Annotated in this window: 19 protein-coding genes; 13 read left to right on the top strand and 6 right to left on the bottom strand. The window is 63.2% G+C overall.

The features are described 5' to 3' along the window. The first annotated feature begins 154 nt into the window (after positions 1 to 154). The 5 genes from PAN31117_RS03925 (at position 155) to PAN31117_RS03905 (ending at position 7,899) form a co-directional block, all read left to right on the top strand. Positions 155 to 1,501 (top strand): CaiB/BaiF CoA transferase family protein, encoded by a 1,347-nt coding sequence (locus PAN31117_RS03925; RefSeq protein WP_150737060.1) that lies wholly within the window; start codon positions 155 to 157, stop codon positions 1,499 to 1,501. A 160-nt stretch (positions 1,502 to 1,661) separates the two neighbouring features. After that, positions 1,662 to 2,504, top strand: a complete 843-nt coding sequence (locus PAN31117_RS03920; RefSeq protein WP_150737059.1) for a sulfite exporter TauE/SafE family protein — start codon at positions 1,662 to 1,664, stop codon at positions 2,502 to 2,504. Positions 2,505 to 3,089: 585 nt separating this feature from the next. Next, the gene (locus tag PAN31117_RS03915; RefSeq protein WP_150737058.1) at positions 3,090 to 3,599 is read left to right on the top strand and encodes a hypothetical protein; all 510 of its coding nucleotides are present in this window, start codon (positions 3,090 to 3,092) and stop codon (positions 3,597 to 3,599) included. A 206-nt stretch (positions 3,600 to 3,805) separates the two neighbouring features. Then, positions 3,806 to 4,480, top strand: coding sequence for a response regulator (locus tag PAN31117_RS03910; protein WP_046292140.1), 675 nt, complete (start codon positions 3,806 to 3,808; stop codon positions 4,478 to 4,480). A gap of 29 nt (positions 4,481 to 4,509) precedes the next feature. Next, positions 4,510 to 7,899 (top strand): hybrid sensor histidine kinase/response regulator, encoded by a 3,390-nt coding sequence (locus PAN31117_RS03905; protein ID WP_150737057.1) that lies wholly within the window; start codon positions 4,510 to 4,512, stop codon positions 7,897 to 7,899. 65 nt (positions 7,900 to 7,964) lie between these two features. Here PAN31117_RS03905 and PAN31117_RS03900 read toward each other — a convergent pair whose 3' ends face one another. Continuing rightward, positions 7,965 to 8,870: a LysR family transcriptional regulator gene (locus PAN31117_RS03900; protein WP_150737056.1), complete on the bottom strand. Its 906-nt coding sequence runs from the start codon at positions 8,868 to 8,870 to the stop codon at positions 7,965 to 7,967. Between the two features lie 129 nt (positions 8,871 to 8,999). On the opposite strand from PAN31117_RS03900, the gene hmgA reads away from it, so the two are divergent. Both hmgA and fahA read left to right on the top strand, forming a co-directional pair. Then, the gene (gene hmgA / locus PAN31117_RS03895; RefSeq protein WP_046292137.1) at positions 9,000 to 10,319 is read left to right on the top strand and encodes a homogentisate 1,2-dioxygenase; all 1,320 of its coding nucleotides are present in this window, start codon (positions 9,000 to 9,002) and stop codon (positions 10,317 to 10,319) included. A 127-nt stretch (positions 10,320 to 10,446) separates the two neighbouring features. Then, positions 10,447 to 11,721, top strand: coding sequence for a fumarylacetoacetase (gene fahA, locus PAN31117_RS03890; RefSeq protein ID WP_150737055.1), 1,275 nt, complete (start codon positions 10,447 to 10,449; stop codon positions 11,719 to 11,721). A 35-nt stretch (positions 11,722 to 11,756) separates the two neighbouring features. Here the strand turns inward: fahA and PAN31117_RS03885 are convergent, their stop codons facing one another. The 4 genes from PAN31117_RS03885 to astE all read right to left on the bottom strand — a co-directional run bounded on the left by PAN31117_RS03885 (position 11,757) and on the right by astE (position 16,685). Continuing rightward, positions 11,757 to 11,957 carry a hypothetical protein gene (locus PAN31117_RS03885; RefSeq protein WP_150737054.1) on the bottom strand — a complete coding sequence of 67 codons (201 nt, stop codon included), beginning with the start codon at positions 11,955 to 11,957 and terminating at the stop codon, positions 11,757 to 11,759. 137 nt (positions 11,958 to 12,094) lie between these two features. Next, entirely contained in the window at positions 12,095 to 13,279 is a 1,185-nt protein-coding gene (ydiK, locus tag PAN31117_RS03880) for an AI-2E family transporter YdiK (RefSeq protein ID WP_246188908.1), read from the bottom strand. A 128-nt stretch (positions 13,280 to 13,407) separates the two neighbouring features. After that, on the bottom strand, positions 13,408 to 15,369 hold the full coding sequence (locus tag PAN31117_RS03875; RefSeq protein ID WP_150737053.1) for a hypothetical protein: 1,962 nt from the start codon (positions 15,367 to 15,369) through the stop codon (positions 13,408 to 13,410). A 245-nt stretch (positions 15,370 to 15,614) separates the two neighbouring features. Continuing rightward, positions 15,615 to 16,685: a succinylglutamate desuccinylase gene (gene astE, locus PAN31117_RS03870; protein ID WP_174990812.1), complete on the bottom strand. Its 1,071-nt coding sequence runs from the start codon at positions 16,683 to 16,685 to the stop codon at positions 15,615 to 15,617. A 197-nt stretch (positions 16,686 to 16,882) separates the two neighbouring features. On the opposite strand from astE, the gene astD reads away from it, so the two are divergent. The 6 genes from astD to PAN31117_RS03840 all read left to right on the top strand — a co-directional run bounded on the left by astD (position 16,883) and on the right by PAN31117_RS03840 (position 21,822). Further along, positions 16,883 to 18,364 carry a succinylglutamate-semialdehyde dehydrogenase gene (gene astD / locus PAN31117_RS03865; RefSeq protein ID WP_150737051.1) on the top strand — a complete coding sequence of 494 codons (1,482 nt, stop codon included), beginning with the start codon at positions 16,883 to 16,885 and terminating at the stop codon, positions 18,362 to 18,364. 83 nt (positions 18,365 to 18,447) lie between these two features. Beyond that, positions 18,448 to 19,809 carry an N-succinylarginine dihydrolase gene (astB, locus tag PAN31117_RS03860; protein WP_150737050.1) on the top strand — a complete coding sequence of 454 codons (1,362 nt, stop codon included), beginning with the start codon at positions 18,448 to 18,450 and terminating at the stop codon, positions 19,807 to 19,809. 64 nt (positions 19,810 to 19,873) lie between these two features. Beyond that, positions 19,874 to 20,422, top strand: a complete 549-nt coding sequence (locus tag PAN31117_RS03855) for an NADPH-dependent FMN reductase (protein ID WP_150737049.1) — start codon at positions 19,874 to 19,876, stop codon at positions 20,420 to 20,422. 217 nt (positions 20,423 to 20,639) lie between these two features. Then, a complete protein-coding gene (locus PAN31117_RS03850) occupies positions 20,640 to 20,933 on the top strand; it encodes a DUF1488 family protein (RefSeq protein ID WP_039403045.1) in 294 nt (97 codons plus the stop codon). A gap of 271 nt (positions 20,934 to 21,204) precedes the next feature. Beyond that, positions 21,205 to 21,414 (top strand): DUF2964 family protein, encoded by a 210-nt coding sequence (locus PAN31117_RS03845; RefSeq protein WP_150662890.1) that lies wholly within the window; start codon positions 21,205 to 21,207, stop codon positions 21,412 to 21,414. Positions 21,415 to 21,630: 216 nt separating this feature from the next. Continuing rightward, positions 21,631 to 21,822 carry a DUF2964 family protein gene (locus PAN31117_RS03840; RefSeq protein WP_150574330.1) on the top strand — a complete coding sequence of 64 codons (192 nt, stop codon included), beginning with the start codon at positions 21,631 to 21,633 and terminating at the stop codon, positions 21,820 to 21,822. A gap of 50 nt (positions 21,823 to 21,872) precedes the next feature. On the opposite strand, the gene PAN31117_RS03835 is transcribed toward PAN31117_RS03840, so the two are convergent. Continuing rightward, positions 21,873 to 22,622 (bottom strand): class I SAM-dependent methyltransferase, encoded by a 750-nt coding sequence (locus PAN31117_RS03835; protein ID WP_150737048.1) that lies wholly within the window; start codon positions 22,620 to 22,622, stop codon positions 21,873 to 21,875. Positions 22,623 to 22,810 lie beyond the last annotated feature (188 nt).

Below are 22,810 nucleotides of genomic sequence, written 5' to 3'. Positions count from 1 at the left end.
CTGTTGCCCGGTGGCAACGTGCGGTGCGACCTCCATTTTTTCGCAGTGACCAGCGTTGAATAACTGTTCTAGAATGCGCTCAATGCCGCGTCAGACGGCTGCCAAGGGTTGAAAACAACAACAAACCGCCAGGCAAGCAAATAGGGGTCAGATATTGAATGCACCACTTACGGGGATCCGCGTCATTGAGTTCTGTCGTGGCGCGGCGGGTGCCTATTGCGGCATGCTGCTTGCCGACATGGGCGCGGACGTCATCATGGTCGACGATCCCGTCGACGATATTTCCAACGAATACCAAAGCACGATCGGCGAATCGGCACAGGTCGGATTGCGTCGCAACAAGCGCTCCGTCGCGCTGGATCTGCTGACGCTCGAAGGCCGCAGTCTCGCTCACACACTAGTGCGCGGCGCGGACGTCGTCATCGAGTGCCTGCCACCCGGCACGTTAGCGCGTGCCGGGCTTGGCTACGATGCGCTATTAGCTGTGCAACCGCATCTCGTCTACGTTTCCATTTCCGCATTCGGACAGGATGGCCCGCGCTCCGTGCCGCAGCCGGGGGTGCCCGCGCTCGAGGCGCTCAGGGGCATGCTGGGGGCGGTGCCAAGCGGTGCCGAGCCACCGCGCGATCTGCCCATTGCCGATCTGGCCGCAGGACTGTACGCCGCGTTTTCCGTCTCGGCGGCGCTCGTCGCAGCGAAGCAGCAGGGCGTGGGCGTGCACATCGATGTGCCTATGCTCGGCGCGACGCTGGCGATTGCCGCTTTGCGAGCGGGCGATGCCGGGGCCGAGGCGGCCCATCGCGCAGGACTCGTGCCGGCAGCGGCCATGGCAGGATCGGAAGCGGGCGACGCGGCGCAGGTCGACGCCGAGTTGTCGGCCGTGACGCGTCAGCGTCGGGCGCTGGCTGACGCAGCGGGCCATGGCAAGGTGTCGCCGCTGGCCGTGCCTCTGCCCGGTGAGGGCGAGCGTTTTGGCGGTCCGTCGGCCCCTTGGCCGACCTTCCGGGCGCGCGACGGCTACTTCGGCATGGATCTGGACGTCCAGACGCATTGGGAGGCGATTTGCGCCCTCGTGCACCGTGTGGATCTGCTCGACGACCCGCGCTTCAGCAGTGCGCGGGAGCGGGCGCGTCATCAGGCGGCGTTGCGCGACGTGCTCGAAGCGGTATTCGTGCTGGACGACCGTGATGTCTGGCTCGCGCGACTGGTGGCCGTCGGTGTCCCGTGCACGGAAATCAGCACCTATTCCCGTGTGCTATCCGATCCGCAGGTGGCCCACATGGGTTGGGTGCGCCCGATGGTGCTGCCCAGCGGCGAGACGACCCACACGATCGTCTCGCCCGTGCGTCTTAATGGACAAAGCCCCGTCACCCGTCTCGATCCACCCGCACCGGGCGCTCACACCGGAGACATCATTGCGGAACTCGACGCGGAACTCGATGCTGGGCCCGGTGCCAGCGAGGTGCCGGTCGACATCAGTGTCCGGACGTCCTCGTCATAGGCACTTTTGGTTGTTTCCCGCATTTCCGGACACGGCGGCGCTTAGTTAGCGCCGCTGTTCTTTTCTGTCGCCTGAGGCTTCTATATAATCCAGCGTCATAAGCTTATGACAAATAGTGATTTGGTTTTGCTGTCAAGTCACTCTCTGCTGGATATCGCCCATGTTCCCCGACCTCTCGAGTGTTTCGCCCACGGCCGCCCTGCTCGGTGCAGCGGTGGGGCTGGTGTTGGGTTTGACGGGCGCGGGTGGTGGCATCTTTGCGGTGCCGGCGCTGGTGTTCGGACTCGGTTGGGGCGTGCCGCAGGCGGGGCCCGTCGCCCTGCTTGCCGTCGGCGCGAGTGCCGCCGTGGGCAGTGCGCAAGGCTTGCGGGCCGGCATTGTGCGCTATCGTGCGGCGATGCTGATGGCGGGCATCGGGGTTTGTCTCGCGCCGCTGGGCTCATGGATGGCGCATCGGCTACCGGAGCGTTGGCTCGTCGGGCTGTTCGCCATGGCGATGCTGATCGTGGCCGCACGGATGTATCGGGCTTCCCGAAGTGGCGGGCGCAGTGCGGAGGCGGGTGGCACCGCGGGTGCTGGTACACCGTTGCCGCTATGCCGGATGGACCCGGCGACGGGGCGCTTGCATTGGACCCGGCAAGTGGCGAGCACGCTGGGTGCGATTGGTGGTATCTCGGGCTTTGCATCGGGGCTGCTCGGCGTTGGCGGCGGTTTCGTCATCGTGCCTGCATTGCGGCGCTTCACCGACATTTCGGTGCACGGCGTCGTGGCGACGTCACTTTTCGTCATTGCACTGATTTCCGCAGGCACCGTTGCCAATGCGTGGTGGCATGGCATGCATCCGGGAACGCAGGGATGGACGTTTGTCGTGGGTGCTGTGGTGGGCATGTTACTGGGGCGTGCGCTCGCGCCACGTCTGGCAGCATCACGCCTTCAGCAGATCTTCTCTGCGCTCATGGCCGTCGTGGCATTCGGCATGTTCGTCAAAGCGTTTGGCGCTTGAATCTATTTGTTCAAAGTCGCTAAGTCTCTGCGATTCTGGATTTCCTTCAGCTTATCTCCCGCTTTAATGGCATTTAAGCGCTGGCGGTGTCGACCGCGTTGACGCGCTTTACGTCTCACAGTCAAAAGACGAAAGGTATTTCGAAAGTCGCAACGTCTTTCGAGTGACTTTTTACCATTTCAGTACCGACGTACTACGCCGCGTGCAGCCAGTGGCTGACATGATTCGCCTCTTACAAATGAATCTTTTCCTCACTTGCGTGTCAATTGGAACGCTGCCTGAGCGTCCACGCTACGTCATCTGAGTTATTTCCGCACTGAATTCGATGGCGGCGCGCGAGCTGTGTAAGGCGCGAACGGTATTCCTCCTAATTTGGGCTAGGATGTTTCCTATAAAGAGATCCAAAACGGTAGGGATTTGTAGATTTATCCTATATTTCCGCTGGTCGTAAAAACGACGCGTAACGTTCCTTTGTCACGCGGCGAGACGATTGGTAATGGACCGATGACCCCAACATACGTTGACGATTTCCTGCCCAGCCAATGCTTTCGCTCAAGTGCCACACAAGCGATGGGACGGCGCGCTGTGACGACACTAATAAGCTTTGGCAGCGCGCTGGCGATGGCGCTGCTTGCGGGATGTAGCGAATACAAAGCGTCGACGGCGAATGTGACGGGACTCACGATGGAATCGGAGAGCGAGAGGGCTTCGCTGGCGCGGGTAGAGCCTCCAGTTGCGTCATCGCGAGAGGTCGAAACGCGGATGCGCCCGGTGGCAGCAGCGGTGAAGCTGAGCGACACGCCGAGGGTGGGCGCGGTCGTGAGCGGTTCGTACCGATGGATGGCGGATTGGCCCGAGACCGATAGCGTACATCTGTGGGAAGCGGCCGCCGGACCGACACGCATTCGCATCGTCGGACGGGCGCGCGAGATGATGCCCTCGGCAGGTTTGCACGGCGTTCGCATTCGTTACTGTGTCAAGCCGGTCATCGGCGCGGGCACAACTCGGTTGACAGGGCACAAGACGTGCTCGGCGTGGACCACTGTCGATGGACCCGGTGCGGTCGTCGCCGGGAGTGTCGGGAGCGCCGGATAAGGCAGGCAGCGGGCGAGGGGCCGTGAGCGCCCAGCGCGCCGGACTGCCGGTCCCGCAATCGTCGCCCAGCAGCAATGCGGTCACGCCTTCGTGACCAACGCGTGCGTCGGCAAGACGCACATTCCTCTTTTGGGAAGCCATGACGCGAAGACACGGCGAGGGATCGCGCGCGCCCACGGCTGACTTCTTTTAAAAGGATCCAGCAAATGATGGTAAAGATTCTGATTGCGGACGATCACCCGATTGTCGCCTCCACGTTACGTGAAATGCTGTCCCCGGACCCGGGTTTTCACGTGCTGCCTCCTGTCTCGAATTCGACCGAGTTGTTCAAGGCGCTCGAAACGAATTCCGTCGACGTCCTCATTACCGATTACTGCATGCCCGGTGGCGCATTCGGCGATGGCCTCGTCATGATCAACCGTGTCCGTCGCAAGTATCCCGACGTCAAGATCATCGTGTTCACGTCGATCGAACAGCCGGCCATCATTCACGCACTCGATAGCTGTGGCGTCTTGGGTGTGATGACCAAGTCCGACGATCTGCGTGAAATTACCGTGTGTGTGGAACGTTGCCGTCGCGGCATGAGCTATCGCGGCGGGCGCGCAGAGCAGATTCTCGAGGAGCAGATGCGCCGCAAGCCGACGGCACGACGCCCGCTCTCGCCCAAGGAAATGGAAGTGCTGCGCATGTATCTGGATGGTCAGAACGTGTCGCAAATTGCGGGCGCGCTCAAGCGTTCTGCCAAGACGATCAACAACCAGAAACGCATGGCCATGTGCAAGTTGGGTTGCCGCACCGACATGGAGTTGTTCAAGCTGCATGTGTCGAGCCCGGTTCAGTTTGCGCGTGACGGCGATGCCGAAGCGCCGAGTGCCGCCTGAGTCCGCCCCGACCACAGACGTTGGAGTCTATGCCTGCCAGAACGATGACGCGCGACATCGCGATCGCCGGCCGCCTGCTTCGCATTGGTGGCTTACTGGCCCTGCTATTCGGTTTGTCGGTGTGGGTCGCAGCGGTTTCCTATGCGCTCTTCGGCACACTCTGGCAAAGCGGACAAAAGACGGAGTCGTTCTTCGCGGCTGTCGGGCGAGAAATCCGGGACCTCGAAATCTTCAACGAACAGGCACGCGCGATGGCGCAGGCTACCCAGGCAAGCGCCGTGCGTCCCGGCGGCGCCACGCAGGCGCTGACCGACCGCATTCTCAAGCCGCTTGTCTCCATGCCGGTGGGCACTGCGCGACGCATCAGCGGGGTGGGTTGGGACAGCGAATTCGAAATCGTCAAACTGGCCGATATCACGCAAGAGCGTGCGGCGTTGCTCGCGCGTCTGACGTTGCGCCTCATGGTGCTCGACGCCAACTTCTGGAGTCCGCTCGACGCACAGGACGAGACTTTCATCATTTCGGCAGACGGCGCGTTTGCGACCTACCGTCCCGCCGTTGGCCGGGAAGCCTTCAGTCCGGCCGATCTGGCGCGCGACACGCAGGCGATGCTCGCAGAAATCAACAAGGTCGAACGCTATCACGCGCGTATCCGGGGCAACAGTGAAGGTCCGTTCTGGACTTACAACTACACGCATCCCGTCACGCATCTGAAGACCGTTTCGAGTTTCGTGCCGATCCGCGATCTCGATGGCCATCTGGTGCTTTATGTCGGCACCAGCATGTCGCCGGACATGATCGTGCCGCCGCGCATGCGCAACCTTGAACGTTCCGGCGAAGCACTTCAGTTGATATCAGAAGACGGCCTTGTCATCGCGAGCGCCGGGCTCCCGATGTCGTCACTGGGTCATTTGCGTACGCTGGTCACGCTGCCGCTCTTTGGCGGTGCGCAGATGACTTTGCGCTCCGACGGCCAGCGTCTGGTGTTCGAGCGGCGACTGGCGTCTACGCCGTGGTTCGTACGTTATGCCGTGCGCCCCGCGCAGTTGCTACGAGAGAATGCCACGTTGCTGCTCGGCGCGACGTTGCTGTTGCTTCTGTACGCTGGTGGCGTCTATGCGGGCATGCGCTATATGCGTCAACGGATCATCGAGCCGGCCCGTCAACGCACGACGGCGTTGCTGGAGCGCGATGCCTTCACCCAGACCCTCATCGAGACGGCGCCCGTCGGTATGGCGATCATCGATCCGTTCGAGCCGGCCGTTGTGATGAGTAATCCGGCCTATGCCGGCACGGTCGATTTGCTCAGACATCTTGGCGATGGCGAGTTGACGCGGATGTACCGTCAACTGCACAGCGGTGTGGTGGCGCGTCCTGTCCGGCGTCTGCTCAGTGCCCTCGACGACGCAGGTGAGCGCCACTATGCGGTGAGCTTCGTCGATACGGTGTTTCGTGAGCAACCAGTGTTGATCGGCACGCTGTCGGACGTCACCGAGCAGCGCCGCTTCGAGCTGGAGCAACGCAAGGCACGTCTTGCGGCGGAGAGCGCCAATCGTGCGAAGGACGTGTTCCTCACGACCGTCAGCCATGAAATGCGCACGCCACTGTATGGCACGCTGGCGTCGCTCGAATTGCTCAGCGCGCAGAACCTTGGCGACGACCATCGCTATTACGTGGATGTGATGGAGAGTTCGACGCGCAATCTGCTCGATCTCATCAACGATCTTCTCGACTATTCGCGCATTCAGGTGGGCCGCTTCGAACTGAATTCGCGCGATTGCTCACTGCTCAAGGAGCTTGAGGCGGTGGGGCTGTCGTTTACGGGCCGCGCGCGTTTGCAGGGTCTCACGCTGGACTGGATGATCGATCCGCTCCTCGCGCGTGCAGTGCACACGGATGCGCTGCGTCTCGGACAAGTCGTGACCAACCTTGTCGGCAACGCCATCAAGTTCACCGAAAAAGGGCACGTGGCGTTCAGTGCGATGGTGACACGCTCGGACATGCAGGGCTGCGACGTGGCTTTTACAGTGGGCGATAGCGGGGTAGGCATTGCGGCCGCGGATCTGGCCGATCTGTTCCGGCCATTCGGCAAGAGCACCACTGAGCCGGGCATGCAGCATGGCACGGGGTTGGGGCTAGCGATTTCGCATCAGTTCGTCGGCATGCTTGGCGGCGTTCTGGCCGTCGACAGCGAGGAGGGGCAAGGGACGACCATGCGCTTCACGCTGCATCTGCCGTGGGCGCACGATAGCGTGGCGCCGCCTGTCGTGGATTCGCAGGACACGTTCGCTTATGTGAGCGCATTGTCGCGTCGTCACTGGTACCTCGATGCGTTGGTCCGTCGTGCGGGTTTCGTCCCGGTTCGATATGACGACGCCGTGTCGTGGTCGATGGGGGCCGGTCGCGAGCAGGATTCCGGTCTTCTGATGTTCGCAGACGAGTGGCCGGTGCGGGGCATGGCAGGCGCGGAAGTCTACTTACTCCGTGCAACGCCCGTGGACCGTCCGGCTGGCAGCACACCGACCTGGCCGCGCGACATCGCCATGCTGCAACAGGCCGAACTTTGGGAGGCGCTGGGCTTGACGCCACGCCCGGGTCTGTCGGCTAACGGCGACCTGCCGGTGCCGGGCACGGCCAATGCGCAGACGCGGGTGAAGCCGCTGGCCGGTTGGTACGTGCTGGTCGCAGACGATCATCCGATCAGCGGCATGTTGCTGTCACGCCAGTTGGAAGGGCTCGGCGCGATGGTGGATTGCTATCACGACCCTCGCGAAGCGCTCGATGCATTCGATGCCGAGTCGCACATGCTTGTCGTCACCGACGCCAACATGCCACACATTTCAGGGCACGCGCTGGCGACCGAGATCAAAGCACGCGCACCGCACGTTCCGGTGGTGGTGGCCACGGCCGACGTAACGCTGCGCAATGATCGCGAGGCGAAATCGCCTTACGACGCGGTCGTCTACAAACCCGTGGACGCCCGTTCGTTGTTGCGTGTCATCGAACTGGTTCGCTCGCGCTACCCGTCGCTTTGCGTGGAGATCGCGCCGCTGCCTGCGTCGTCGCGACTGATCGAGAATGCGCCCAAGCCTGTGCCTGAGGCGGCGTCACCCAAGAACTGGCGCTTGCCCTTGTCGGAAATGCTCGACACCTTTGTCAAAATCGCGGATCAGGACATCGCGAATTGCCGGGCGGTGCTCGCCGAGTCCTCGCGCGAGACACTCCGTCACTCGGCGCACCGGCTGCGTGGGGGCTTCATGGCGTTTGGCCTGAGTTCGCTGGCGTCCCTGGCCGCACAGCTCGAGCATCTTGCGCCGCAGGCATCGGTCGGACAGATGGAGGCTGCTTTCGACGCACTCGATACCGCCTGGAACGATTGGCTGCGCTCGCAAGGGCACGCCATCGCCAGCGACGCGTGAGAGTGAGGTGGAAAGGGAAGGCGGCGGTTGGCAGTTGGCGGTGCCGGGAAAAGGTGCCCGCCGCGCTATTCCACGAAGTGCTCCGATATCAACTGACGTAGCCACTGATTGCCAGCGTCCTGATGGTAGCGACGGTGCCAGAACACATTGGTTTGCAGCGCCGGAAGACGCAGGGGTGGTTTGACAAAGTGCAGCCCGAACGGCGCGGCGGCGCGTTCGGCAAACTTCTGCGGCACCGTCACCACCAGATCGTTCGTGCTGACAATGTAGGGCACCGCGATGAAGTGGGGTACCCAGAAATTGGCGTCGCAACCGAAGCCAGCCTGTGCGAGAAGCTGATTGACGCGCGCGTAGGGGTTGTCGCCGGTGGCGACGAACAGATGGCGAGCCGCTTTGAATTCGGGCAGCCCTGCGTCCGGCGAATCAAGCGCGTGACCGATGCGGAACATGCTCACATATTGCTGCCGGAACAATCGTCGCTGGAAAAACGGCCCCGTCAGATCGTCGAAAGCTCCCACCGCAAGATCGATGCGTCCAGCGGCCATCGCCTCCTTCAGATCGGGCAACGACGCCCGAACCGTGCTGATACGCACCCCCGGTGCCAGTTGTGTGCACAGGTCGATCAGCGCGGGCATGAAGTACACCTCGCCGACGTCCGTCATCGCCAACGTAAATTCCCGTTGACTACTCACCGGGTCGAACGCCTCACGATGGTTGATGGCCCGCGAAATGCCTGCCAATGCAGCCGACACGGGTTCAGCCAGCGCTTCGGCGAACGGCGTGGGCTGCATGCCGGTGCCCGTGCGCGTGAACAACTCATCTTCGAACGTCTGCCGCAGTCGTGCGAGGCCGTTGCTTACGGCGGGCTGCGATAGTCCCAGCTCCCGTGCCGCCTGAGAGATGCTCCGGTGCGTGAGCACCGCATGGAACACCACCAGCAGGTTCAAATCGACGTCGCGTAAGGAAATCATAAAGAAAGCGTCAGCGACTCACTGGAGTGATATTCGCATTGTGAATATAGTAGATTTGTCTATTTATATCGCAAAATGTGGTCGCTTGGCGGACAATTGTTGCATTCGAAAACAGGAGACGAGGCACTCATGCGTCAAGCAGACCAAATTCAGGGGGAACTGGGCTATTTGTCCGGTTTCGCCAACGAGTTCGCGACCGAGGCATTGCCGGGCGCGCTGCCGATCGGGCAAAACTCGCCGCAACGTGCGCCTTACGGCCTCTATGCGGAGCAACTCTCCGGTACGGCGTTCACGGCACCTCGCGGTCACAATCGCCGCTCGTGGGTGTACCGCATTCGTCCTGCCGCCATGCACAAGCCGTTCACCGCGATCGAGAACACGCGCTGGTTGAGCCGCTTCGATGAGGTGCCCACGCCGCCGAATCAGATGCGCTGGGATCCGCTGCCGATGCCTGAAGCGCCGACCGATTTTGTCGACGGCATGGTCACGATGGCCGGTAACGGCGGTCCGGACGCCGGTCACGGCTGCGGCATTCACGTGTATGCGGCCAACAAGTCGATGGACGGCCGCTTCTTCTACAACGCCGACGGCGAATTGCTGGTCGTGCCGCAAGAAGGGCGTCTGCGTATCGCCACCGAATTCGGCGTGCTGGAAGTCGAGCCGTACGAAATTGCCGTGCTGCCGCGCGGCGTGCGTTTCCGCGTGACGCTGCCCGACGGCCGCGCCCGTGGCTACATCTGTGAGAACTACGGCGCATTGTTCCGTCTGCCGGATCTGGGCCCGATCGGCTCCAACGGTCTCGCGAATCCGCGCGACTTCCTGACGCCTGTGGCGGCTTACGAAGATGTCGAGGGCGACTTCGAGCTCGTGGCGAAGTTCGGTGGGGCGCTGTGGCGTGCCGATATCGGCCATTCGCCGCTGGACGTGGTGGCCTGGCACGGCAACTACGCGCCGTACAAATACGATCTTCGTCATTTCAACACGATCGGCTCGATCAGCTACGACCATCCGGATCCGTCGATCTTCCTGGTGCTGCAATCGCAAAGCAATGCCCCGGGCGTCGACGATATCGACTTCGTGATTTTCCCGCCGCGCTGGCTGGCGATGGAAAACTCGTTCCGCCCGCCCTGGTTCCACCGCAACATTGCGAGCGAGTTCATGGGCCTGATCCATGGCGTGTACGACGCCAAGGCCGAGGGCTTTGTGCCGGGGGGCGCGAGCCTGCACAACTGCATGTCGGGTCATGGCCCCGATGCGGGAACGTTTGAGAAGGCCTCCGCGGCCGACACCAGCAAGCCGCACAAGGTCGACGCCACGATGGCCTTCATGTTCGAAACGCCGGCGGTGATTCGTCCGACGCGTTTCGCACTGGAGACCAAGCAGTTGCAGGACAACTACTACACCTGCTGGCAGGACTTGAAGAAGCACTTCAACCCCAACCAGAAGTGAGGGACGTTGTTGGCGTGAAAGGCTCAGACGCCATCGCGCCACGACGCCTTTGATCATCCCGACGGCCGGCCCGGCGCTTGTCTCGCGCACGGTCGGCCGAAGCGTTATCTCGAACAAGGAATTCCACATGTCTGCTCTCCTGCAAAGCTGGGTCGCGTCCGCCAACACCGGTGTGACGGACTTTCCGCTGCAAAACCTGCCCTACGGTGTGTTCAGCACGCAAGCACAGCCCACGCCGCGCGTTGGCGTCGCGATTGGCGATCAGGTGCTCGATCTGGCGGCGCTCGAAGCCGCCGGCGTGCTCAAGGCAGGCGACACGCCCGTCTTCGCGCAAGCGTCGATCAATGCGTTCGTGGCGCTCGGTAGTGCCGCCTGGCGTGCAACGCGTGCTCGCCTGACGTCGCTACTGGCTATCGACGGCGACGCCGCACTGCGTGAGAACGCAGCGCTCAAGTCGCAAGCGCTCGTGCCGCTGTCGCAAGCCACGCTCCATCTTCCGGTGCAGGTGCCGGGCTATACCGACTTCTACTCGTCCAAAGAACACGCGACCAATGTTGGCAGCATGTTCCGTGATCCGGCGAACGCGTTGCTGCCGAACTGGCTCGAAATTCCGATCGGTTACAACGGCCGGGCCAGCTCGGTGGTCGTGAGCGGCACGCCGCTGCACCGTCCGAACGGCCAGATCAAGCTGCCGGATCAGCCGCGCCCGATTTTCGACGCCTGCCGCAAGCTCGACTTCGAACTGGAGACCGGCTTCATCGTCGGTCGCGAAACGGCCATTGGCGAAGCACTGAACGTGGAAGACGCCGAGGCCGCCATCTTTGGCATGGTGGTCCTCAACGACTGGTCCGCCCGCGATCTTCAGCAGTGGGAATACGTGCCGCTCGGCCCGTTCAACGCGAAGACGTTCGGTACGTCCATCTCTCCGTGGGTCGTGACGATGGAAGCCCTCGAACCGTTCCGCGTGGCCGGTCCGGCGCAATCGCCCGAGCCGCTGTCGTATCTGCAACAGCAAGGCAAGCACGCGTTCGATATCGAACTCGAAGTCCTGCTGCAAGCTGAAGGCGATGCCGAGGCGACGTCGATTTGCCGCACGAACTTCCGTCACATGTACTGGAGCATGGCACAGCAATTTGCCCATCACACGGTCTCGGGCTGCAACGTACGTGTGGGCGATCTGATGGGCTCGGGCACGATCAGTGGCCCGACGCCTGACTCGTTCGGTAGCCTGCTCGAACTCACGTGGAACGGCAAGAATCCGATCACGCTGGCCAGCGGCGCGAAGCGCTCGTTCATCGAAGACGGCGACACCGTCGTGATGAGCGGCTGGTGCCAGGGCAACGGCTATCGCATCGGCTTCGGCGACGTGTCCGGCAAGATCCTGCCTGCCAAGGCGCGCTGAACGCACGGGTCGGGCCCGATCCCGACCTGATCCCGCTATGCTTGCAAGCGTTGCCACCACGGATTGACGCGTCCCACGAGCAGACTCGCAGTGACACGGCAACGTGTCGGCGTGTAGGCCAGTTCATTGGCGACGCGTCGCAGTAGTGGCGGATCCCCCAGGCGGGCGCGACGCGGCACGCGTAGCGAGCGCCGGGTGCGCGGCGTGGTCTGGACGGTGGTCTTGGTGGATGGCATGGCGTGGCTCCCGAAGGCGTATGAGTGTGAGAGCCATTTAGCCACGTCGCGGTGATACGCGACAGGTGAAGGAATCCGAAAAATGGGTACGGGGCGCGTGACGTACGTGCCCCGCGTTCACCCCTCCGACTGGGCATTCAGCGAGGTTTCTTGACGTCCGGTGCGGCCGTCGAGAGTGCCTTAGGTGCCGCATCCGGCGTACCTTCCGGCAAGGCCTTCCCGTCTGCAGGCGACGCCAGCGGTGCACCGCTCGGTGCCGTCGCCGGACGATTCAGTCCCTCGTTGATCCACGCCATCAGCAGCGTGTACGTCACGGCGAGAATCACCGGACCGACAAACAGTCCGACGATGCCGAACGTCAGCATCCCCCCGAGTACCCCCGCAAGAATCAGCGTCATCGGCAGATCGGCACCCCGGCGAATGAGCATCGGTCGCATGACGTTATCGAGCATGCCGATGAAGATCGACAGCACCAGCAGCAACGTGGCGAGCGTCGGGCTGTCTTGCCAGTAGAGCCATGCCACGCTCGAGAGCAGGACCGGGAACGGCCCGATCTGCGCGATACACAGCACTAGCATCAGCGCCGTCAGGAAACCTGGCAACGGGACGCCGGTGAGCCACAGGCCGAGTCCGCCGAGCAACGACTGTGTGACGGCCGTCACGACGATCCCAAGCGCGACCGCGCGAATCGACATGCCCGCAAGTCGCACCGACTCCTCGCCGCGATCGCCACCAAGGCGACGCGCAATACGGATCAGTGCCCGTGCGGCACGTTCACCCTGCATGAAAAGAATGCCGGAGATGATCAGCGTCAGGCCGAGGTGGACCACCAGCAAGCCGATGGACCCCAGCTTGGAAAATCCCCATGACGCCGCCTTGACGGCATACGGCTGAACCTTGGAGACCAGGCCGCCGGGACCCGCGGCCGCGAGCGACTGCCATTCTTCGCTGGCGCGCTGGCCGACCACGGGAATGCGCGCGAGCCATTCGGGCGGCATGGGGAGTCCGTGCTGGCCGAAGGAATGTACCTGATCGCTGATGTCCGAAGCGTGGCCGATCAGGGTGCCGATCGCTGCCGAGAGCGGTGCCACCACGATGATCAGCATGCCGACGATCATGATGGTCGTGGCAAGCCACCGTTTGCCCCACAGGCGACGCTGGAGACCGATGAGCAACGGCCAGGTCGAGGCGACGATCGTTACGGCCCAGATGAATGCGGGCAGGAACGGCAGCAACACCCATAAAGTGCCGACGATCAGCAGTCCGAGGACCAGCACGATCAGCAGGTTACGAGCGAGTTCGCTCGGCGTGGAATTAAGCATAGGCGCTCCGGCAGGCAGGGGACGGCGCGTCTTGCGGTGCGTCCGTCAGAAGTGTCATGCGCAAAGAACGCGCTTGGAGAGCAAGATGCCACGCCGGGGCATTCACGGCAAGTGCGCGCAACACTTCGTCACAAAGCCGTCTGGATGTCCTCGCGTTCGCCGTCTTCGTCCGGGGCCGCGGCAGTCTGGTGTCTCACTGGCGGCAACACACCGGCGGGCGGGATCGACGTCCCCCGTTTGCGTGCCTGAAAACTCTGATGTCCGGGATGCGGGTCATGTGGAGCGGCCGATACAGGACTACTGACGTCGCTGTCCGACGACGTGCTGATGGCGTCGTTCATCGGCAGGAAGACGGCGTCGTCGCCGGATGTGTCACCGGCATCGGTGTGTTGCCCATTGGCGGCGGAAAAGGCGTTCGTACGGTTGCTAGTCGGGCTGGCCGGGGTGACCGGACTGTCAAGCAGATCGGAGTGAGAGCTTCCGGAGGAGTGCCCCGAATCAATCTGCGAGGTCAGTGTGACGGTGCTGATCTTCGGCCGTCCCCGCCGACGGGTATAGGCCGTGGCAATCGCCTCGTGCCGCGACGCCATGCCCTGCATCGACACGAAGGACGCAATCAGTCCGTAAAGCACGCTGAGCACCGCCTGTGTGTGCCAGTCGACGCCTTCGCCCTCAGCGCTGCCTGTGTCCGGGGGCGTGGTCGCGTTAGCGCGGAGCGCCAGCGCGTTTTCCCAGACGGTCTCGTCGGCGCCGGATGCGTCGAATGCATCGTCGATCTCCCGGGGCGCGGAAGCACCGCTGTGGAACGTCGACAGGAAATAGAAGCCGAGGGTCAGCGTGAGCCAGATCGCCTTCGGCGCGCCGGAGCGCAGTAACTCCCCGAAGGCGGCCTGAAACGCGGGCCAGAACGACTCGCCGCCCTCCGGCGGGACATCGTCGCTCATCTTGCAGATCAAATCGGCAAAGCGATCCTGCAACAGCGGTTCGAGCCGGGCATGGTCCGGATCCAGCGCGATGCGGTCGATGATCGGCCCGAGGAGCGCGCCTGGGATCGGACACAACAAGATCTCGAGCGCGGCGTGGATCGTGTTACCGAACCGATACGCCATGATGCCCGGCACGGCACTCGACAGCCCGGCTTCGACGGCGATTCGCGCCAGGTTGCGCACGACACCGTAGCAAAACACGAATCCGATCACGTGCGCGGCAACGTCTCGTACCGGATGTCGCAGCATGGCGCTAACGGCTTCGAGCGACTGTGTTGGTGTGATACGCGCCATCCGGCTCGCCAGTTCCGGATGCCCGGCGGTAAAGCGCGCCATGCCGATCAGGTTGATCAGCACAACCCCGGCCGCTTCGATGGGCGGCCACATGAGGGCGAGACGCCGCTGAGGATCGACGGTGTCCGCAAGTACGGAGAGTACGGTGGCGCCGAGGGCGAAGGGAAGCGCGTCGCGCTCCAGGCCGATTTGCATCGCCCGCCAGGAGACCCCGGGGTGCTCGTGACGAACGAGCGCATCGAGCCGATGCCTGACCTTGTCGACGCACAGACCGCGTTGCGCCAGCAGTTGCGATTCCGTGCGCAGATGGGGGAGCAGTTCGTCGAACCACGGCGGCGTGGCCGTCATTGCGTGCGGGCGAGCGCCATTGCGCGACGCGGGCGCTCCTGACCGGCTGCGCGATGCGTCGTTGCAGTGCAGGCGTTCAAAGCGGCGCAGGGCGGGCACGGCGACCTCGTCACGCAACATCGTGTAGATCTGATCGGCAGCGGCGGGGGCATCCCGTGCGATGGATAGGCCTGACGCAAGGGCGCGTCCCCGTTGTGCACCCCGCGACGATGCCAGGTTGGTAGTGCGTCGCAGCACTAGCGAGAGTTCGTCGCCATGTTCGCGGTGAATTGCCTGTGCGACAGCGGTGATCCGGGGGGCGCGATGGCCCAGCGTCAGCATAAGGGGCGTCTGTTGCGCGCGGGCGAAATCGTCTACGAGGTGACGCGCCGGTTCGGTCGATGGTGCGGCAGTCGTGTGGTTGACGCTCAACGCGTTGACGCGCGAAAAGTGAGAGGAGGCGAGCGAGAGTTCGTGAGGCATGTCGTCGGTGGACGGCCGGACAGGCGCGTTTTCCCGATTCCCTTTATCCGCGCCGCCCGCGGCCGTTTCGCAGGAGAAATGAAGTGGGCGATGCTACCCGTATCCCCGCGCGACGACGACGCCCGGACAGGCGTTTAAAAACGTTCATTCGCAATCCTGCGTAGGTGTCGTCGCGCATTGCCAGTGACACGTCACCGGCAATCACACAAAACGTCGTCGACGGTCGGCGTGTCCCGCGCCTCAATTTACTCGGGCACGACCATGACGCCTGCACGCAGACCGTTTGCCACATTCGGATTGGGAAACACGATGCGTTCTTCCGGATGCGAAACGGTGTAGGTGTTCTCACCGTCGCGCGCCAGTACGGTGCCTGCGGGATATGCCGTGAAGTTCGGCGTGTCGGCGGGCACGTCGAGGACGAACGCATCCGTATGGCGCACGATTTCGGCGGCCACTCGAAAGCGCTTCGTCTGCAGCACCTGTCCATCTTCGCGCGCCGCCATGTCACCCCCGGACAACCATCGGCGCAACGCCGCGTCGATGCCCGCGAAGTCCGCCAGCCGGTTCTCACCGAAGGGCGCGACCTTGCCCAGCTCCAGCGTGCAACTCTCGGCCCCGAAGCGGGCGCAAGTGTAGTAGGAGAACGTGACGGACGGCTGTTCGGTGCGCATCGTCGCTTCGATATCGGCGGCGGCGAGGGCGTCGAACCAGGCGGCCTGAGGGGGGCGTTCCGGGGTGCCCGGGACGACGGCAAAGCGAGGAAACAGCGAAGCGCGAATGGCAGTGTGCATGTCGACGTGACGTCGCTGACGGCGCACGCCGTCCACCCCCGCAAAGAACTGCGCCACGATGACTTCCAGCTCGCGTGCGCGCTGAACGGCCGGCGACTCGGCACGCTTGGCATGCGCGCCTTGAAACAGGCGATTGAGGTCGTACTCGAGATATCGCTTGCCTGCCCGAACGGCATCCGGGTTGCCGAGCACGACGAGCACACGCTCGCGCAGCGTCAATTTTCCGTCGGCGATGTCGCGCAAGATCCCGTCGACGATTTCGATGGGCGCCGTCTCGTCCCCGTGAATTCCGCAGGAGAGGACGGCGTCATAACGGTGGCCTGCTGCGGATGGGGATGTACCGTCGGACGCATCTGACGTCGTGGAGGCCGCAACCATCCCGTGCGGCGTCAATTCCAACACGCCCTCTGCGTGCCGCTGCCAGTGCACACCGCAAGGATCGATGCCTGCATCGTGCGGGTGATCTCGCGATTCGCGTACGTCACTGAGCCAATGACGAAGGGCCGAACGTTTGGCGTCGGTCATGATGAGCATTCTCCTAAAGCTGACTCGCATTCTATGCGTGTCCACGGCGTGAGTGTCATGTGACGTTGCGCATGCCCGGGGGACAAGCGTTTGCCGCCGCGTGCAACGGCCGCGCATTGTTCCGTCTGTCGAATCCGTGTCATCATGATCCGCATCGCACGCCGCACCATCGGGCGTGGCCTCCGGGACTGCGATTCATGACCGATCTGTATATCGAAGGTGTCTGGCGCGCTGGCAACGGTGCGCAATTTCGCTCTCTCGATCCGATGTCGGGCGACGTCGTCTGGCGCGGACATGGTGCCGATGCGGCGGACATCGACGCTGCGGTGCAGGCCGCGCGTCGCGTCCAACGCGACTGGGCGCGGCTCGGCGTCGATGCGCGTCTGGCCATATTGCAGCGCTTCGCGGCCATCGTGACCGCGAACACGGAAACATTGGCGGACGCCATCGGCCGCGAAACCGGAAAGCCACTCTGGGAAGCTCGCACTGAAGTCGCGACGATGTCCGCCAAAGTGGTCAACTCAGCCAGGGCCTATCAGGAGCGAACCGGCGAGCGACGCAGTCCGGTCGCCGACGGTGAGAGTGTCGTGCGGCACCGCGCTCACGGCGTAATGGCGGTCTTCGGGCCGTACAACTTCCCCGGGCATCTCCCTAATGGGCACATCGTGCCAGCGCTGCTCGCGGGTAATACGGTGGTGTTCAAACCCAGCGAACTGGCACCCGGCGTCGCACAGCGCACGCTGGCATGCTGGATTGAAGCCGGTTTGCCGCCGGGTGTTCTCAATCTTGTGCAAGGTGGGCGCGACACCGGCGTCGCACTGGCCGCGCACGATGCTATCGACGGCGTGTGTTTCACCGGCAGCTCCGCCACGGGGCGGGCGCTCCATCAGCAATTCGCTGGCAGGCCGGACAAGATGCTCGCGCTGGAGATGGGCGGCAATAATCCGTTGATCGTCGACACGCCAGCGGACGTCGACGCCGCAGTGCACGTCGCCGTCCAGTCGGCCTTTCTCTCTGCCGGACAGCGATGCACCTGCGCGCGGCGGCTGCTGGTGCCCAAAGGCGGGCAGGGTGATGCGTTTGTCGAACGGCTGGCCTACGTTACGCAACGCATCAGCGTCGGGCGCTACGACGCCGAACCGCAGCCGTTCATGGGCGCGGTGGTGTCGTTGCAGGCCGCACGTCGCATGACGGCTGCGCAAGCCGATTTGATGGGGTTGGGGGCGCGCGCCATTGTGCCGCTGTCTCAGCCCGATGGTCGCTCTGCGTTGCTGACACCGGGGCTGATCGATGCGACGACGCTCGCCGAGCGCGATGCCTTGCCCGACGAGGAATACTTTGGACCGTTGCTTCAGGTACTCCGCTACGACACGTTCGATGACGCTATCCAGCTCGCGAACCGCACCCGCTATGGACTTGCCGCCGGGTTACTGTCCGACGATCCCGCGCGGTACGAACAGTTTCTCGCCGAGATTCGGGCAGGCGTCGTCAACTGGAACCGTCCGACGACAGGGGCGGCCGGTGCTGCGCCGTTCGGTGGGGTGGGGGCGTCGGGTAATCATCGGCCGAGTGCGTGGTACGCCGCCGATTACTGCGCGTACCCAATAGCGTCAATGGAGGCCGACCGCCTGGCGATGCCGGAGCGCCTGAGTCCCGGGCTGGATTTTGGCGCGGCCTGATTCAGGCACAATGCCGCAGATTGCTGTACGCAATGCCGTAAGTTTTTCGTCTCAGGATTTGGGTTTTTCTCTCAGGATTTCACATGACGCGCTTTGCCATCGAAGCCAACTTCGACGGATTGGTCGGCCCCACGCACAACTACGCGGGTTTGTCGTTCGGCAATGTGGCGTCGGCCAACAACGCCAATCGCGTTTCGAACCCGCGCGAGGCCGCGTTACAGGGGCTTGCCAAGATGAAAGCGCTCGCCGACATGGGCTATGCGCAGGGCGTGTTACCGCCTCAGGAGCGCCCGTCGATCGCGTTGTTGCGCACGCTCGGGTTTTCGGGGGACGACGGCAACGTCATTCGCGAGGCCGCCCGCAGTGCACCGGGATTGCTGGGAGCCGCCTGCTCAGCGGCGAGCATGTGGACAGCCAATGCCGCCACCGTCAGTCCGTCGGCCGACACGTCCGACGGTCGCGTGCACTTCACTGCAGCAAACCTTTGCAGCAAGTTGCATCGCGCCATCGAACACGAAACCACGTCGCGCGTGCTGCGTGCTGCGTTTCCCGACGAAGCCCGCTTTGCGCATCACGACGCGTTGCCCGGCTGGCCGTCGCTCGGAGATGAGGGCGCCGCTAACCACACGCGGCTATGTGGCGCGTATGGCGAGCGCGGCGTCGAGTTCTTCGTCTACGGTCGCGACGACCTTGCCACCGCCGCAGCGCCGCGGCGCTTTCCCGCGCGTCAGACGCTGCAGGCGAGTCAGGCCATCGCCCGCCTGCATGGATTGAACGAGGCGGATGTCGTCTTCGCCCAGCAACATCCCGACGCCATCGACGCCGGTGTCTTCCATAACGACGTGATCGCGGTGGGCAACGGCAACGTGCTGTTCTGCCATGCACAGGCATTCCTCGATCAGGCAGCCGTGCTGGATACGCTGCGCGAGCGGCTGACTGCACAGGGCGCGACGCTCGAAGTCATCGAGGTGTCGGCGACCGATGTGTCGATGGAAGACACCGTGGGCAGTTACCTTTTCAACAGCCAGTTGTTGGCGCGCTCGCCGGAGGCCGGCGGCGGAATGCGGCTGGTCGTGCCACAGGAATGCCGCGAGCGGCCAGCAGTCTGGCGTTATCTGGAGGCGCTGGTTGCCGGTGGCGGTCCGATTCGCGAGCTGCACGTCTTCGATTTGCGCGAAAGCATGCGTAACGGCGGTGGACCGGCGTGTTTGCGGCTGCGTGTAGTGCTCACCGACGAAGAGCGCCAGGCGGCGCACGAGGGGCTATGGATCGACGACGCACGCTACGCCACGTTGACCGATTGGGTGAAACGTCACTACCGCGACCGGTTGGCGGTGGCCGATCTGGCCGATCCGGCCTTGCTGGACGAGTGCCGCACCGCACTCGACGAACTGACGCAATTGCTCGGTCTCGGCAGCCTGTACCCCTTCCAGCGCTTGACGTGAGCCGTGCCGAGCGTCGCGCCGCCGTCAACATATTCCGTTTTGCAACGAAAAAGGAGTCGATTCGATGACGACGATCATTGGTTTGTCCGGCAGCCTGCGCAAGGGCTCTTACAACACGGCATTGCTGATGGCCGCCAAGGCGGTGGCACCGGCGGGCGTCACCCTGGACGTCAGAACGCTTCATGGCATTCCGCTGTATGACGGCGATCTCGAAGCGAGCGAGGGGATCCCTGCGGCGGTCACGGCCCTGAAGGACGCCATCGCACAGGCCGACGGCCTGCTGCTCGCGACGCCCGAGTACAACAACGGCATGCCGGGCGTGTTCAAGAATGCGTTGGATTGGCTATCGCGTCCGCCAGCAGATAGTGCACGGGTGTTCCGCGACAAGCCGGTGGTGATCATGGGCGCATCGCCTGGCGGTTTCGGCACCATCCTGAGCCAGAACGCCTGGTTGCCGGTGCTGCGCACGTTGCAAACCACGCCCTGGTGGCAGGGCCGGTTGATGGTGTCGCATGCGAACAAGGCCGTCGACGCGGATGGCAATCTCGTGGACGACGCTGTGCGTCAGCAACTAAAGGATTTTGTCGCTGGCTTCGTCGAGTTTCTCGGTTAGTACAACCTTTTTTAGTAATTTGTCGTTATTAATCATGAAGTTGCGATGATTGATTAACGTTGAATGTCGAGAGTCGAATGATCCGGAACCTTCCCCAATCGATCGTGACGAACCGATAAGCGACGCAATTTTCCGATCGTCCAGCGATGCACTATGCTGGATGGAACGTGTCGGCCGACACGTCGATTGCGTCCTTTCGTCAACCGGGGGTGCCGCCATGCAGATCGAGTTTCCGGATCACCGTCCCATGTTCAATTACGAAGAGCTGACGATCGAGTTTGCTGTCGTCGTCAATGGTCGGCCGATCGATTGTGCCGTCTCCGCCGAAGCGCTGGAATCCCACTTCCACGCCCACTCGGCACGCGCCGACGACCTGCTTCACGCGTTCGAACACGGTCGCAGCCGCATCCATGCCCTCACGCGTGAATACCTCGCGATGGGACTTCCCGGTCCCGTCCTGCTGCGCAGCGGACATTTCCGCTGGGCGCAAAGTCAGAGCGCACGCCGTTAAGCGACAACTGAGCGACAGTAGAACGACATCCCGCCAGCCTGCCTTCTTCCCATGAGGTGAGGGCAGGACTCGGCGAGGTTTCGCCTGGCCACAAAGGGCCGAGATATTGACGCGCATCAAACCCCGGAAGGTTAGGCATACGACTCAATTGGCGCGCCATAGCGTTCGGCGTACACTGGTGTTGCCGCGAAAGAAGTTACTCAGCGATCTGATGTATCGAACGGATCAGCTTTGCGCGCGGCGCCATTGCCGATAACTATAAGGAGTCGCTATGGGCTCGGAATTTCGCGTCGTCATCGCCTCGATTGCGGCCTTCATGACGCTCGGCGGGGCATTCGCCACCATTCACGGACTGCTTTACGACAAGACGCACGTGATGCACGGCGGCGTAGTCACGGTGCTGTTCGGCATCTTGTTCGTCGTCGTGATGCTCACACCCTGGCCACGCGACAGCGAGGCCGAGACCAAGACAAAGTCCTGACTTCTGCTATTTTCGCCGCACGAAGGCCGGACCGGCGACTGACGGCTAACCGTTTGCGCAACGGCGTCCTACACTGAAATCGAGGGACGCCGTCGAAGCCATCCGAAGTTTGCGCGGCCCCGGCGTGCGCAGATGTGGCGACGCCGCCGGTCTCGTGAAGTCTCGCGATCGAAGCATTGGCTTCGCAACGGGCGTGGCCTCGTTGCGAGGTGACGTATGTGCTCCGATACCCGCGTCTGCATTGCCTCCATCGCCGCGTTCGTGATGCTGGGAGGCATTTTCGCCACAATCCACGGTTTGCTCTTCAACCTGCCCGAGGTGTCCCGCTACGGCGTGGCCGCCGTGCTGGCAGGGGCGACGTGCACCGCCACGATGCTGATTCCGTGGGGCGCGCGCGACGAATCGTGACGACGCGTCCGAACGTGGCCCGCGTCGGGCCTCCACGAAGCCCACGAATCTTATGGCGCGGGCTTCTGTAGCCGTGCCCGCAGACACATGAAGGCGGGGGCTTGCGATAGCTCGTCATAAAGCCGGGGGCTGACGGCTTTCATCTCCGGCAGCGGAAGCGGTTCGACCATCTGTTCGAGCTGCCAGCCAGCCGCCGCAGCGGCGTTGAGAATGCCCGCCAGCGGACGACGGTAAGACTCGACAAAGGGCTTCGGCTCGCCGAAGCCACTCCAGTACATTCCGAAGCGTGTGATCTCGAAATAGGTGCGGTTGCGTCGCGTGCGCTCGTCGAGCCAGTCGCGCATGGGGTGTCCCATCGACCAGACCAGCGTTGCGCCGGGTTTGGCGACGCGCGCAAATTCACGGAACGTCGGGCCGAGGTCCTCCACGTAATCGAGTGCGAGAGCGCTGACGATTGCGTCGAAGCGATCGTCGGCGAGTGTGGCGAATGGTGCGCCGAGGTCCTGTACGTCGAAGGCGGCGGCCATGCCCTGACAACGCTCGCGCGCCAGCGCGATCATTTCGGGCGTCACGTCGATGCCATGGACAGTGGCCCCTTGCTCGACAAGCCACGCGCTGTTGATGCCCGGTCCACATCCGGCATCGAGCACGTGCAGACCGGCGACGTCGCCAAGCAACCGGCGCGTGGCAGGGCGCTCATACAGCGCGTTGTGCGGCTTGGTGACGGCAATCTCAGCGTAACGTTCGGCGAAACTGGCGTAAGCGGTGCGTCCCATCGACGACGGTTCGGATGACGACATGCGCGACTCCACGTGTGACGTCCTTAGCGCGAACGGCGAGCGTGCACCGGCAGCGGCGGCCGGGCAGGCGTCTCGATGGCGACAGGACGGATGAAAAATGCGGGGGAGGGATTGTAACGCCAAAGCGTCGAATATTCCGTGAATACCGGCTCCCTTGCGTCACATCGACGGGGCGTTTGAGGGCTTCA

This window comes from Pandoraea anapnoica, assembly GCF_902459765.1.
In the GTDB taxonomy this organism is placed as follows: Bacteria; Pseudomonadota; Gammaproteobacteria; order Burkholderiales; family Burkholderiaceae; genus Pandoraea; species Pandoraea anapnoica.
Note: the sequence above shows the minus strand (reverse complement) of the source record. Positions and strands in the feature narration are given on the sequence as shown.